Below are 13,695 nucleotides of genomic sequence, written 5' to 3' on the forward strand. Positions count from 1 at the left end.
CTCGGCGAGTTGGCGGTCGGCGCCGCGTTGCATGCGCCGCACCGACCGACGCTCATCTGCACCCGCGAGAAGTTCAGCCACGCCATGGCCGAGGAAACGTTCGCTCGCCGAGGTTCGCAAATCGTCGACGCATCGCCGTCACTGCTCGTCACGCTCCTCCTCACCGCCGCCGCTGGCGGTATGGGCTGGGGCATTCGCGGCCAGTACGGCCATGAGACCGGAGCGATGATCGCTGGCCTGCTGGTGGCGCTCGTCGTCGGCCTCCTCTTCTGCCGCGGTCAGACGTCGCTCTTCACGGCACGGGTGGCGGCCCTCACGGCGATCGGCATCGGCTTCGGCGGCGCGATGACGTATGGGCAGACGGTCGGCCTCTCGCACGATCCGCAGTTCAACGGCAATTGGGAGGCGCTGCGCTGGGGGATGCTTGGGCTCGCGGTGATCGGCGGCGTTTGGGTCGGCTTCGCCGGCGTGCTGATGGGAATGGGCTTGGGCGGAAAACGCTACAGCTCCCTCGAAATCTCGCTGCTGTGGATGGCTCTCATCGGCCTCTATTTCTTAGGCGTCTTCCTGTTTAACGAGCCCTTCGAGCCTGCCGCTCGCCGCCTGCCGCGGATCTATTTCTCCGGCGACTGGTACTGGCAGCCTGACAACGACGCGCTCCGGCCGCGACCTGAATGTTGGGGCGGTCTCTTGTTCGCTCTGCTCGGCCTCTGGGCCTACGCGACGTTCTGGAAGCACGACGCCATGGCGCGCAACGTCGGCCTCTTCGCCATGCTCTTCGGCGCCATCGGCTTTCCGACGGGTCAGAGCGTGCAGGCCTACCACAGTTGGAACCGCGCCGACTTCCAGGTCGGCTGGCTCGGCGCCATCGAGCCGTACATGAACTGGTGGAATACGATGGAGACAATCTTCGGCGCGATTCTGGGGGCAGGTCTCGGCTTGGGAGTCTGGCTGAATCGACGGACGATTGCCCAGCCTGCCGACGCCGCCATCGAAATTCCCGTGCGCGGCGAAGTCGTGCTCCTGGCAATGTATGCTGCCGCGATTGTGGCCTGGAACTTTTTGATCTTCCCGCCGCTCGACGGAGTGGCAAACCATTCGCTGACGATGGGGCTTCTGCCGCTCACGCTGATTTTCGGAGGGCGTTATTCAGCTTATGTCATCGCGCTGCCGATTGTGGCGCTGCCGATCTGCGGCAAGACGTTGCGCGAACTCTCCTACCAAAGCGGCGAGATGCCGTTGGCCATGGGCTGGACGTTGCTGGTTATCTTGCCGTTGCTGATCACCCTGGTGGCGGCGATCGTGCTGGCGCGGCGCGGTCTGCGGGGCGACGACGGTCATTCATTCGCTCGCTGGGCTTTAATGCTGACGAGCTGGTTGTACTTTCTGCTCAATTTCGCCTTCTTCCGCACGCCGGCATGGCCGTTTGGCGACGCGACCGCTCGCACGCCCTCGGCCCTCGTGTTCTCGGCCTGCTTACTGCTGTTGACGGCGGCTTGCATTCGCCCGCCGAGTGCGCGCGCGGAATTCTCCTCATCGCTGTCGGCTGCATAGGAAGTGGGGCGCGGCGGCCCGCGGCTTCCGGGCTCGAGGTGAATTCTCCAGGGGAGGTGTCTTCGCCGATTGCCATCGCTTGGTACGGTGATTGCACTTGCGTGCTTCCGCGACGCCGAATTACCAGCAAGACAGTCCTAAATCCGCGAGGCTGTGCGCCTCGGCAACTGCAACCTGATTCGATTGCCCACGACGTCACGGAGCCCAATCCGGGTTTACAATAACGACCCGTAATGATCAGTCGCACCGCGGGCCCGCATATATCACCGGCGGCTGCACATGGCCCCAGCAATGGTGCGCGGCGGCGAGCAAATATGCTCGGCGACCGCACCTAGTCGAACCCGCCATCGCCCTCCTACCAAAGCGCCCGTTCGCAATGATGCTTCGCCGATTCCTCACGCTCACGCTCATTTCCCTGCCGGCAATTCATGCCCTCTCCCCCGCTCCGACGTTTGCTGCCGAGCCGCAGCGGCCAAACGTTCTGATGATCGCGGTGGACGACCTCAACCATTGGGTCGGCTACCTCGGCCGCAACCGTCAGGCGATGACGCCAAATATCGACCGGCTGGCGGCGCAGGGAACATCGTTCACCCGCAGCTACTGTGCAGCGCCGGTCTGCAACCCGTCGCGGGCGGCGCTGATGTCGGGGCTGCGGCCGTACGTCACCGGCGTTTACGGGAATAACGACGACTGGCGGCCGGTCGTCGGCAGAGAATTGCCGCTCACCTCTGCGTTTCGCAACGCCGGGTATTACGTCGCGGGCGCCGGCAAGATCTACCACGAAGCCTACAAGCGTCCCGGCGAGTGGGACGACTACCTGAAAGATTCAGGCACGGACCCTCAGCCGACCGGCGACAAAGGCGTCGGCGGCATCCGCTTCGGCGTCGTCGACGCGAACGACGAAGACCTGCGCGAGTGGAAGATCGTTCAGTACGGCATCGACGAGCTCCAGAAGAAGCACGACAAACCGTTCTTCCTGGCGATCGGCCTCCACAAACCACACATGCCCTGGTTCGTGCCGCGGAAGTATTTCGACATGCATCCGCTCGATGAAATCCAAGTGCCGCCGACGATCGAGAATGATCTTGCCGACATTCCTCCGGCCGGCGTGAAGATGGCCAAGCCCGAAGGCGATCACCGGCAGATGGTCGAATCAGGTCGCTGGAAAGAAGCGATCCAGGCCTATCTGGCGGCGGCGTCCTACGCGGACGCGATGATCGGCCGGCTGCTCGACGAGCTCGAGAAGAGCCCGTATTGCGACAACACGATCGTCGTCCTGTGGGGCGATCATGGTTGGCACCTGGGCGAGAAGGAACATTGGCGAAAGTTCGCCCTCTGGGAAGAAGCGACCCGGGCGCCGCTGATCTGGCGCGTCCCCGGGGTGACGAAGCCGGGCAGCGTCAGCGAGCGGACCGTTGACTTCATGTCGATCTACCCAACGCTCACCGACCTCGCCGGGATCGACAAGCCGTCGCACGTCGAAGCGAATTCGATCCGGCCGCTGCTCGTTGATGCGAAGGCAGAGTGGACGACGCCGGCAGTGACGACGCATGAAGAAGGAAATCACGCCGTCAGCACGGAAGGGTGGCGCTACATTCGCTACGCCAACGGGGACGAAGAACTTTACGACGAAACGGCCGATCCGTACGAATGGAAGAACCTCGCCAACGATGCGAAGTACGCTGAGCAGAAGGCGGCGATCGCCAAGCATCTTCCGACGACAAACAAACCCGATCTTTCCTCCGGCCCCGACGGCAACGGCAAAAAGCAGGTCGCCGGCGGCGGGAAGAATCGCAGTCGCAAGCAGCAACGCAAGGAACGAGCTCTCCAATGAATCGACTCCGTAAGTTCTCCGTATTCGCATGCCTTCTGACGGTCGGGGCGTTGAACATCAGCGCCTCCAGAGCGAAGGCCGCAGACGCCAAACGTCCGAACATCATCTTCATCCTCGCGGATGACCTCGGTTACACCGACGTCTCGTGCTACGGCAGCAAGTACTATGAAACGCCGAACATCGACCGCATGGCGGCTGAAGGGGCTCGCTTTACGGACGGCTACACGTGCGGACCGAATTGCCAACCGACGCGCGCCGCACTTCATAGCGGGCAGTACGGTCCGCGCACTGGCGTCTACACGGTCGGCAACATTGATCGGTTCAACTGGCGCCAGCGCTCGCTGCGGCCGGTCGACAACGTGACGGAGCTGCCGCTCGACAAGGTAACGCTTGCCAACTCGCTCAAGAAGGCGGGCTACGCGACCGGCATGTTCGGCAAATGGCATCTCGGCGAGGACAAGGATCACCATCCCAGTGCGCGCGGCTTCGACGAAGCAATCGCCTCGGCTGGCAAGCACTTCAACTTCAAGACGAATCCGCCGACCGAGCATGACGAAGACGCCTACCTCGCCGACTTCCTCACCGATCGCGCCGTCGACTTTATCGACCGCCATCAGGACGAACCCTTCTTCCTGTATCTTCCTCACTACGGCGTCCACGGACCGCACGAAGCGAAGGAAGAGTTGATCGCGAAGTTCAAGGACAAGCCGGCGGCCGGAGGACATCACGATCCGACGTACGCCGCGATGATCGCCAGCGTCGACGAGAGCGTCGGCCGCGTGTTGGCCAAGCTTGAAGAACTCGGCATCGCGGAGAACACGCTGGTGATCTTCAGCAGCGACAACGGCGGCGTCGGCGGCTACGATCGCGTCGGGCTCGACAAGAAGATCGGCATTACCGACAACGCGCCGCTCAAGGGAGGCAAAGGCACGCTGTACGAGGGAGGCGTTCGCGTCCCCTATGTCTTCCGATGGAAGGGAACGGTGAAGCCGGGCCAAACCGAATCGACGCCGATCAACTCCGTTGACCTCTACCCAACGCTGGTGGAACTTGCCGGCGGCGAACTGCCGGCCGACTATCCCCTCGACGGCGTCAGCTACGCGTCGCTCTTGAAGGAGCAGAAGCCGCTGGAGCGCGGGAAGCCCCTCTTCTGGCACTTCCCGGGGTATCTCGGCGCCACGGCCGACACCTGGCGCACGACTCCAGTGAGCGTCGTCCGCGACGGCGACTGGAAGCTCTTGGAGTATCTCGAAGATGGGCACTTAGAGCTGTACAACCTGCGTGACGACTTGAGCGAGACGAACAACCTCGCCTCCGCCAAACCGGAGCAGGCACGTGAGCTTCATGGCAAGCTGCACGCATGGCGGGAAGAAATTGACGCCCCGCTGCCGACGAGAAACACGCCGGTCGCCGACGCCGAGCAGCCGAAGGCAGGCAAGAAGGGGAAGAAGAATCGCCGCGGGCAAGGGAAGCGCGCGGCGAAGCAAGCGGCGACTGCCGCTGCGCCGGAATAGCGACTCATCGTTTCGCGGCCCCGATCCAGTTAGACCGACCAGCGCGAAGATCCAATCTTTGCTGCTTGTCGCGAACGGGGCGAATTGGGTTGACATTGATCACCCGACGCCGGTAAGTTGATCCTTCCGTTTGTGGAAACGCTTGCCTGCGCTGACTGGAAATACCGGAAGCCGGCGACCTCTTTAGGGGGGTCGCCGGCTTTTTTTGTTCCATCGCCTGAGAATGGATGCAAGAGCCGCATTTGAAGCGTGACTCGACAATGATGAGTACTTCCTTCGACAAGGCCGTCGATAGCGACTCCAGCGCTCTTCACTGGGATATCGACTCGATCGTCGGGCAATTGCGCGCTCTGCGACTGGCCACGCCGGGGCGTCGCTTCGGCGACCGTCCCGCCAAGCTTCCCTCGCAAAAGGCGCTCGCGGGAATTCTCGATGGTCTGACGGCGGCGTTGTTTCCCAATCGCTTGGGCCTTCCCGATTTAACGAACGAAGGCGTTGATTACTTCGTCGGCAATACGCTCGATCTGACGCTGCGCGAGTTGCTCGAACAGGTCCGTCGCGAGCTTCAGTTCTCGGCGGAATTCGAAACCGATTCGGCGACAATTCGCGCTCGCGCCATCGCGATCACGCGCGAATTCGCTGCGAAGCTGCCAACCGTGCGCCAACTGCTGGAAAGCGATATCCGTGCTGCTTACCAGGGCGACCCCGCTGCTCGCAGCGTCGACGAAGTACTTGTTTGCTATCCCGGCGTCACGGCAATTACCCATCACCGTCTGGCGCATGTCCTTAACGGTCTGGGCGCGCCGCTGCTGGCCCGGATGATCGCCGAGGTCGCTCACTCCGATACGGGCATCGACATCCACCCCGGCGCGCAGATTGGCGGGAGTTTTTTCATCGATCACGGCACCGGCGTCGTGATTGGCGAGTCGGCGATCATCGGTCAGCGGGTCCGGCTCTACCAGGCGGTAACGCTTGGCGCCAAGCGATTTCCGACCGACGACAACGGCGAACTGATCAAAGGAAATCAGCGTCACCCGATCGTCGAGGACGACGTCGTCATTTACGCCGGCGCCACCATTCTGGGCCGCATCACCATCGGCAAAGGCTCGGTGATCGGCGGCAACGTCTGGCTCACGCGCAGCGTGCCGCCGGGGAGCAATATCACGCAAGCAAAGAACCGCACCGAAGCCTTCGATGACGGCGGCGGCATCTGATTGACCGACGACCGCCGCCCGCCGACCGGCCGCACATCTCCACCTACTGAAACACTCAAGTATTTCGCAGCTGGGCTTCAACCGATTGGAGCCCCCATTGAGAAAGAAGGAATCTATGGCCGACGCCCCTCCCCAATTGGCGCTCAGCGACGTCGCAGCGCGACAGCTGGCGAATGCCACCAAAACCCCGCCGCAGATGTCGACGATCACCCCGCGGTGGTTGACGCATCTGCTGCCTTGGGTGCCCGTCGAAGCCGGCATCTACCGGCTTAACAAGGTGAAGGACGCCTCCCGCGTCACGGTCGCCTGCTCCCGTCGCGACGAGCGGGACCTGCCCGAAACGTTCGTCGACTACGATGAAAACCCGCGTGAGTACATGCTCAGCGCGGTGACGACGATCGTCGACATCCACACGCGCGTTTCCGATCTGTACAGCGTGCCGCACGATCAGATCGGCGAGCAGCTGCGCCTGGCGATCGAAACGATCAAGGAACGGCAGGAAAGCGAGTTGCTGAACAATAAAGAATACGGCCTGCTCACCAACGCGGCGCCAGGCATGCGGATCAAGACTCGCAGCGGACCGCCGACTCCCGACGACATGGACGAGTTGATCGCTCGCGTCTGGAAGGAACCGGCGTTCTTCCTCGCCCACCCGCTCGCCATTGCGGCATTCGGTCGCGAATGCACTCGCCGCGGCGTGCCGCCGGCGACCGTCACGATGTTCGGCTCGCAATTCATCACCTGGCGCGGCCTGCCGATCTTCCCGTGCGACAAGCTCGGCACCGAAGCCGGCAAGACAAGCATCGTCCTGATGCGCACCGGCGAATCACGCCAAGGGGTCATCGGCCTCTACCAGCCCGGTCTTCCCGGACAGCAAGGGATGGGCCTCTCCGTTCGTTTCATGGGTATCAGCCGCAAGGCGATTGCATCTTACCTCGTGTCGCTCTATTGCTCCGCCGTCGTGATGACGGAAGATGCTCTCGGCGTGCTCGATAACGTGGAAATCGGAAAGTACCATGACTATCAACATCTCTACAGCAAGTAGTCGCGACCTGAGCGGCGGCCTGCCGCAGAGCATGGGATCGATGCCGCAACCGCAGGTGGGCCGAAGCCTGCCGTGCGACGGCTCGATGCTAGAGGGTGCATTGTCGCGTTTGGCGAACCAGCTCTACGCCGCCCCTCCGGGGAGCGCTGCGGGAGGCATGGCGCCGCTGGCGGTGGGCGCCGTTCCGCATGCGACCGCTCCATCAGCATTTGGCTCGTCGCCGACGTCGGCGACAGGTTTCGGAGCGCCGCTGTCGCCGTCGACGTTCGGCGCACCGGCCGGTTCGCCCGCGGGATTCGCCGTTCCGGCCAACTCCACTGCTACCTTCAATCCGACGGGATTCGATCACGCTGGGGCTGCGCCTGTCACCGCGGAGGGCCTGGGGTTCGAACCTGGGCTCAACGCGCCGACGTCGAATTCTCCATCATTGGGAGCGGGCAGCGGCACGGCGACTCCCGCGCCGCCGTTCCCGACGACGGCCGGCCAACAGCAAAGCGGCGTCTCGCTTCCTGGCGGTCACCCGCCGCAAACGTTGCAATCCGTCGACGACGACAAACTCCACTCGGTGCTTGAGCATAGCAGTATCTCCGGCGTGCCGAACAATCGCAGCGGAGCGCCGGCAAGCGGAGCCAACGGCGCTCCGTCGCTCGTTCCTGCGTCGTCGAACGCCGTCAAGCGCGTCGAAGACGGTTCGACCTTCTACTTCTTGAACGAAGCCCACAAATTCGCACGCATTTCGACGCCGCCAGCCGATCTGATCCCCGCGCCGGGCGTAACACTCCCGTCGTCGGCGCCACGCGTCAGCCAGCCAATTCCCACCGGCGCCGCGCCGCTCCACCAACCATTTAGCGTCGAGGCCATCCGCCGTGACTTTCCGATTCTGCTCGAGCGAGTCAACGGCCATCCGCTGGTGTGGCTCGACAACGCCGCGACGACGCAAAAGCCGCAGTCGGTGATCGACCGCATCGCCTACTTCTATCAGCACGAGAATTCCAACATCCACCGTGCCGCGCACGAACTAGCCGCCCGCGCCACCGACGCGTACGAAGAGGCCCGCAGCAAGGTTGCTGGCTTCCTGAATGCCTCGTCCAGCGATGAGATCGTCTTCGTTCGCGGCGCCACTGAAGCGATCAACCTTGTCGCCAAATCGTGGGGCCGGCAGCACGTCGGCAAGGACGACGAAATTGTACTCACGAACCTCGAGCACCACGCCAACATCGTCCCTTGGCAGATGTTGGCGCAGGAGACGGGCGCCCGCATTCGCGTCGCCCCGGTGGACGACGACGGCCAGATTTTGCTTGAGGAATACCAAAAGCTGATGAGCTCGCGGACGAGGCTTGTCGCCTTCCCGCAAGTCTCGAACGCCCTCGGCACGATCACGCCCGCCAAGGAGATGGTCGCCATCGCCCAGCGATACGGCGCGCGCGTTCTCGTCGACGGCGCCCAGGCCGTCTCGCACTTGCGCGCCGATGTGCAAGGTCTCAACGCCGATTGGTACGTCTTCTCCGGCCACAAGGTGTTTGCGCCCACCGGTATTGGCGTCCTCTACGGCAAGCGCGACCTCCTTGAATCAATGCCACCGTGGCAGGGAGGCGGCAATATGATTCAAGACGTCACGTTCGAGAAAACGGTTTACCAGGGGCCGCCCAACCGCTTCGAAGCCGGCACGGGCAACATCGCCGACGCCGTCGGTCTCGGCGCTGCCATCGACTACGTCCAGCGCCTCGGCATCGAGAACATCGCCCGCTACGAACACGACTTGTTGGTCTACGCCACCCGCGCGCTGCAGTCGATCGACGGATTGCGTCTCATTGGGACGGCCCCTGAAAAGGCAAGCGTCCTCTCCTTTACGTTGGCCGGCCATGACAACGAGTCGATCGGCAAGGCGCTCAACGCCGAAGGCATCGCGGTCCGCTCGGGCCATCACTGCGCTCAACCGATTCTCCGCCGCATGGGAGTCGAAAGCACGGTGCGGCCGTCGCTCGCCCTTTACAACAACGTCGACGACGTCAATCGACTCGTGGCGGCGATTCACCACGTCAAATCAGGTTCGGTCGGCGTCGGCCGTTAGGACGCCGAACGCTCGATCGTTCCGACGCCGCCGTCATCCGCCGCTGAACGATTTGCCGGTACTCCCCAGGCCGAGACGATGCATCCCGCCGCCGGACGACTTCACGACCTCGTTGCTAAGCTCGACTTGCTTGGAGCTTCCCCCTCCTTGGTCGATCTTGCCGATGCCATGCGCTCGGCGCAACTCACCATCGAAGACGTCGCCCCGTTCGTCCGCGCCAATCCGAGACACTACAATCGTGCGCTCGTCGTCGTGCGGGATCACTACGAATTGCTGGTGATGACGTGGCGACCCGGACAGATCAGCGCACCTCACGATCATGCCGGCTCGGTCTGCGTTTTGCAGGTCTTGCAAGGCGAAGCGATCGAAGGATCGTTTCGCGTCGCTGCGGACGGATACGTCGACTTCGACTACGAGACGGTGGTCAGGTGCGGCGAGATTACTGCCGGCCAGGACGCGGGCGTTCACACCGTCCGCAACGACGACGCGAACGAGCTGCTCGTCACCGTGCACATTTACGCGCCCCCCTTGCAAGATTTTCGGCGGTTCATCCATCGTCCGAAGCGGGACGTCGCGGCGCCAACGCCTCCCGTCGAAGCGACGCCGACAATCGTCGTCGTCGGGGGCGGGTTTAGCGGATCGATGACCGCCGCTCAAATCTTGCGGAAGGCCAACGAGACGGAGCAACGAGTTCGCGTCGTCGTCGTCGAGCGTCGCGGCGCGGTTGGGGAGGGTCTTGCGTACGGAACGCGCGACCTCAACCACCTGCTCAACGTCCCCGCCGGTCGGATGAGCGCGTGGCCCGATCGGCCGGACGATTTTCTACAATGGGCCCAACGCCGCCGTCCGCAGGCGAAGCCGGTCGATTTTCTGCCGCGCCAGTGGTACGGCGAATACATTCGCGAAACGCTGCTGGCCACTGCCGAGGAGGCAAAGTTCACGGCGGATTTCTCGGTCGTCTTCGACGAAGTCCGCCGAGTCGCCCGCCGCCCCGAGGGGGGCTGGCTGGTTCATCTTGCGCACGGCAGTACGATTCGCGCCGACGCGGTCGTCCTGGCGATCGGCCATCGCCCGCCGAGCGATCCGATCGGCGCCCGTTGGAGCGGCTCGCGCGCCCGCCTGATCGCTGACCCGTGGCGACCGTTTGCATTGAACATCGTCGAACCCGACGAACCGGTCGTCGTCCTGGGCTCCGGCCTCACCGCAGTCGACGCCGTTCTCTCGCTCGCCCATCCCGATCGGCGCGCGCCGATCACGATCGTCTCGCGCCGCGGCTTACTGCCACAGTCTCACGCAGCCCAACCGGTCAAACCGGTCGACCTGCAGCCGATGGTGGCGGAACTCTTAGCCGCTCCTGACGGCGTACGCGTCTTGGAGCTCTGCCGGCGATTGAGAAAAATCGTCGCCGAGTCGGCTTCGCAAGGAATCGACTGGCGGGGCGTCGTCGACGGCATTCGCCCCCATACCGCTGCGCTCTGGCAGGCGATGTCGATCGAACAGCGACGTCGCTTTTTGCCGCGGCTGCGCCCCTTCTGGGAAGTTCACCGCCATCGGATGGCCTTGTCGATCGGCGAGCAGTTTGGCGAACTGCGAGATTGCGATTGGGTCCGCCGCGTCGCTGGTCGTATCGTCTCGGTGCAAGCCGACGCCGATGCGGTAAGACTTGTCGTGAGCGAGCGCGCCACCGAACGCCTCGTCGAACTCAACGCCGCCTGGGTGATCAACTGCACCGGCCCGGCCCCTTCGAACAGCGCGGCTTCTAACCCCGCCATCGGCTCGCTGCTGGTCGACCGCTGGCTGTGCCCCGACGAGCTGGGCCTGGGACTCGAAACGACCGCTGCCGGCAACGCTATCGACGCCGAGGGACGCGAAGTCGCCGACCTGCTCGTCGTCGGCACGTTGCGCAAGCCCGCCGTGTGGGAAAGCACAGCCGTGCCGGAGCTGCGCGCTCAAGCCGCCGCTGCCGCCGACGCCGCTCTGCAGGTGGCGGCGCGGTAGAGCGTGAAGACGCCGTAGTCCAATCCCGCGAGTTTTCTGAAATTCCTTAGACAACTCGCCGGCGGGGGCGCATCTTAGAAGCCGTATGGCTCCTCCGGACGACTTTTCCCAGCGAGTGCGCGACTGCACCGACCGCTTGGCGGCGGCCGGCGTCGCTGCGCTGGGGGCGTTGTTCGACCTGACTTCCCACCGTTTGGTGCGGTTCAGTATTACGTTGACCCGCAATCAGCACGACGCCGAGGACGCCGTTCAGGCCTGCCTAGTGAAAGTCGCCAGCCGGCCGTTGCTGCTGGCGGCGGCCGAGAGCCCCTGGGCGTATCTGTTGCAGATGGTCCGTAACGAATCGTTGGCGATCATCCGGCGCAAACGGCGGGCCGGCGTGGTGACGTCGCTCACTGACCTGGTCACTCGCCGCCGCATCGATGAACTCGAACAAGAAGAAACCCATCGGGCCGTTTGGCTCGCCATTCGCTCGCTGCCGCAAGAACAGGCCGAAGTGGTCGTTCTCAAGATCTGGGAAGCGATGACCTTCGCACAGATCGCCCAGATTCTTGAAGCCTCGCCCAACACCGTCGCCAGCCGCTATCAATACGCCATGAGCAAGCTAGCCGCCAAATTGACGAAAGCGCGTCAGGAGGCTCGGCATGCATAGTCTCGTGGATTGGCAGGAGCGGTACGACAAGGTCGAAGCCATGGTGCAAGCCGCTGGCGAATACGTGCAGGCCTCGGACGACTTGCGCCCCCGCGTGTTGGAAACGGCGCGGACAGAAGTCGGCGAATTGCGGGGCCGGCGCTGGGTCCGTCAGGCGTCGTTGGCGGCGGCGATCGTCGGCATCGCCGTGACGATTCGCACCTCAACCGGCGGCAACGAGCCGAAGATCGGCGACGCCGACGCCGTTTACGAACAGGCGTCGCAAAAGTCGGTCGGCGCCGGCGGGTTCGGCTGGGCGCTAGTCCAGGCCTTTTGCGAGTTGCGCCAGCGGCAGTCTGATAAGCTGCAATCGGACTAGCGCTAGCTCTCTCTTTCAGCCCCTGGCTCCGAAGCTTATTCAACAGCCAGCATTCTCGAGATACTTCACGGTTAGCGCCCTAACCACAGAGCACACAGAGAGCACAGAGGAAGATTTAGGGCATTGGCTCTTTCTCGTCTTCTCTGTGGCCTCTGTGTGCTCTGTGGTAAATGCGATGGATGATGGCAGTTGAATAAGCTTCTCCGCCGGGGGCTGCACTTGCGATGAAGGCCCGTTCCGCAGTTTAGAGATTCCTAAGCAAATCGCACTGCCCCGCGCATCTCAGGGGCCGTCTCGAACGGAACAGTCTTCCGTTGTTCTCCCTTGCGACCAAGCCGTGGCGCTCGCCGCCCAGGCGTGCAGCGACTTCGCTTCACCTCGGTCGCATTCACTCGGCAGATTGCAATGGATACGGCGTCGCTCGACGACTTCATGGCGCTGAACGACCAGATCACGGCGCTCATCCGTGCGCAGGTGCCGACGGGGCTTGAACTCGGCTCCTGCGGCGATCAAGCGGCCGGGACGCTGGAAAAAATCAACGCCGCGGTGGCTCGTCGCGTCAGCCGCGGCGAATCGCTGGCCGACGCCATCGGCGATGAACCGACCGCGCCCGCCGCCTATCGCAGCGTGATGCAAGCCGGCTGGCGCAGCGGCAACGTCCAGCAGGCGCTCGACAACTCCAGCCGCCTGGCTGAATCCGCTGAAGAGTCGCGCTACCGCACGCGCGCCGCCTTCTTCTATCCGTTCTTGGTGTGCGCGTTGGCGGCGGTCGGGATTACCGGCTTCTGTCTGTTTATCGCGCCCGCGCTCGCTGGGCTCTATCTGGAGTTTCAGATTCCTGAAAGCAAGACGCTGCGTCTGCTCGAATCGCTGGAAGGAGCCGTTCCTTACCTGATCATCGGCGGCGTCCTGTTGCTGGCGGCGATTGGCTTGGCTTCGCTCTTGCGCGGACGGCATGCCGGCAGCCGACGCGCCAGTGATGGCCACTGGTGGAGCGGCCTGACCGGCGCGTCGCAAACTCAGTTCCACCAGCGCTGTGCCAACTTTTGCGAGCAGCTGATCACGTTGCTTGACGCCGGCGTTTCCCTCGCGGAAGGCGTCCCCCTCGCAGCCGACGCTTGCGGCGATCGCACGCTCGAACAGGGCGCTCGCGCCTATGCCGTGGCCCAGTCCCAGCGTAGCAGCGCCGCTAGCGAAGAACGAGCCGCCCGACTCTTTCCTCCGTTCCTGCGGTGGGCACTCTGGCAGACCGACGAATCCCTTACGCCTTCGCAAGCGCTGCGATTGGCGGCCAGCGTGTATCGCGAGTCGGCCCAGCGTCGGGCGGAACAATCGCGCATCGCCATACCCATCGTCGCGTGCGTCTTCCTCGGCGGCGGCGCAACGCTCCTCTACGGCTTGGCGTTGTTTCTGCCGATCACCGAGTTGCTGCAAGCCCTGGCACGCTGACCAACA

The 13,695-nt window shown here is 63.6% G+C and carries 10 protein-coding genes; all 10 read left to right on the plus strand.

Annotated elements, in window-relative coordinates:
• Nucleotides 1-9 precede the first annotated feature (9 nt).
• The 10 genes from I41_RS21105 (at nucleotide 10) to I41_RS21150 (ending at nucleotide 13,689) form a co-directional block, all read left to right on the plus strand.
• A complete protein-coding gene (locus I41_RS21105; RefSeq protein ID WP_145434892.1) occupies nucleotides 10-1,554 on the plus strand; it encodes a hypothetical protein in 1,545 nt (514 codons plus the stop codon).
• A 376-nt stretch (nucleotides 1,555-1,930) separates the two neighbouring features.
• Nucleotides 1,931-3,388: a sulfatase gene (locus I41_RS21110; RefSeq protein ID WP_210421022.1), complete on the plus strand. Its 1,458-nt coding sequence runs from the start codon at nucleotides 1,931-1,933 to the stop codon at nucleotides 3,386-3,388.
• Entirely contained in the window at nucleotides 3,385-4,902 is a 1,518-nt protein-coding gene (locus I41_RS21115) for a sulfatase (protein WP_145434893.1), read from the plus strand. The genes I41_RS21110 and I41_RS21115 overlap by 4 nt, the downstream gene beginning before the upstream one ends.
• 260 nt (nucleotides 4,903-5,162) lie before the next feature.
• Entirely contained in the window at nucleotides 5,163-6,116 is a 954-nt protein-coding gene (epsC, locus tag I41_RS21120) for a serine O-acetyltransferase EpsC (RefSeq protein ID WP_246133719.1), read from the plus strand.
• A gap of 115 nt (nucleotides 6,117-6,231) precedes the next feature.
• On the plus strand, nucleotides 6,232-7,161 hold the full coding sequence (locus tag I41_RS21125; RefSeq protein WP_145434894.1) for a family 2A encapsulin nanocompartment shell protein: 930 nt from the start codon (nucleotides 6,232-6,234) through the stop codon (nucleotides 7,159-7,161).
• Complete coding sequence (locus I41_RS21130) at nucleotides 7,133-9,232, plus strand: family 2A encapsulin nanocompartment cargo protein cysteine desulfurase (protein WP_210421023.1); 2,100 nt, start codon at nucleotides 7,133-7,135, stop codon at nucleotides 9,230-9,232. Before I41_RS21125 ends, I41_RS21130 begins: the two co-directional genes overlap by 29 nt.
• A 78-nt stretch (nucleotides 9,233-9,310) precedes the next feature.
• Nucleotides 9,311-11,230 (plus strand): FAD/NAD(P)-binding protein, encoded by a 1,920-nt coding sequence (locus I41_RS21135; RefSeq protein ID WP_145434895.1) that lies wholly within the window; start codon nucleotides 9,311-9,313, stop codon nucleotides 11,228-11,230.
• Between the two features lie 85 nt (nucleotides 11,231-11,315).
• Nucleotides 11,316-11,882 carry an RNA polymerase sigma factor gene (locus I41_RS21140; RefSeq protein ID WP_145434896.1) on the plus strand — a complete coding sequence of 189 codons (567 nt, stop codon included), beginning with the start codon at nucleotides 11,316-11,318 and terminating at the stop codon, nucleotides 11,880-11,882.
• The gene (locus I41_RS21145; RefSeq protein ID WP_145434897.1) at nucleotides 11,875-12,240 is read left to right on the plus strand and encodes a hypothetical protein; all 366 of its coding nucleotides are present in this window, start codon (nucleotides 11,875-11,877) and stop codon (nucleotides 12,238-12,240) included. The genes I41_RS21140 and I41_RS21145 overlap by 8 nt, the downstream gene beginning before the upstream one ends.
• A gap of 357 nt (nucleotides 12,241-12,597) precedes the next feature.
• The gene (locus I41_RS21150; RefSeq protein WP_168207071.1) at nucleotides 12,598-13,689 is read left to right on the plus strand and encodes a type II secretion system F family protein; all 1,092 of its coding nucleotides are present in this window, start codon (nucleotides 12,598-12,600) and stop codon (nucleotides 13,687-13,689) included.
• The last annotated feature ends 6 nt before the right edge of the window (nucleotides 13,690-13,695 follow it).

This window comes from Lacipirellula limnantheis (assembly GCF_007746075.1).
GTDB classification, from domain to species: domain Bacteria; phylum Planctomycetota; class Planctomycetia; order Pirellulales; family Lacipirellulaceae; genus Lacipirellula; species Lacipirellula limnantheis.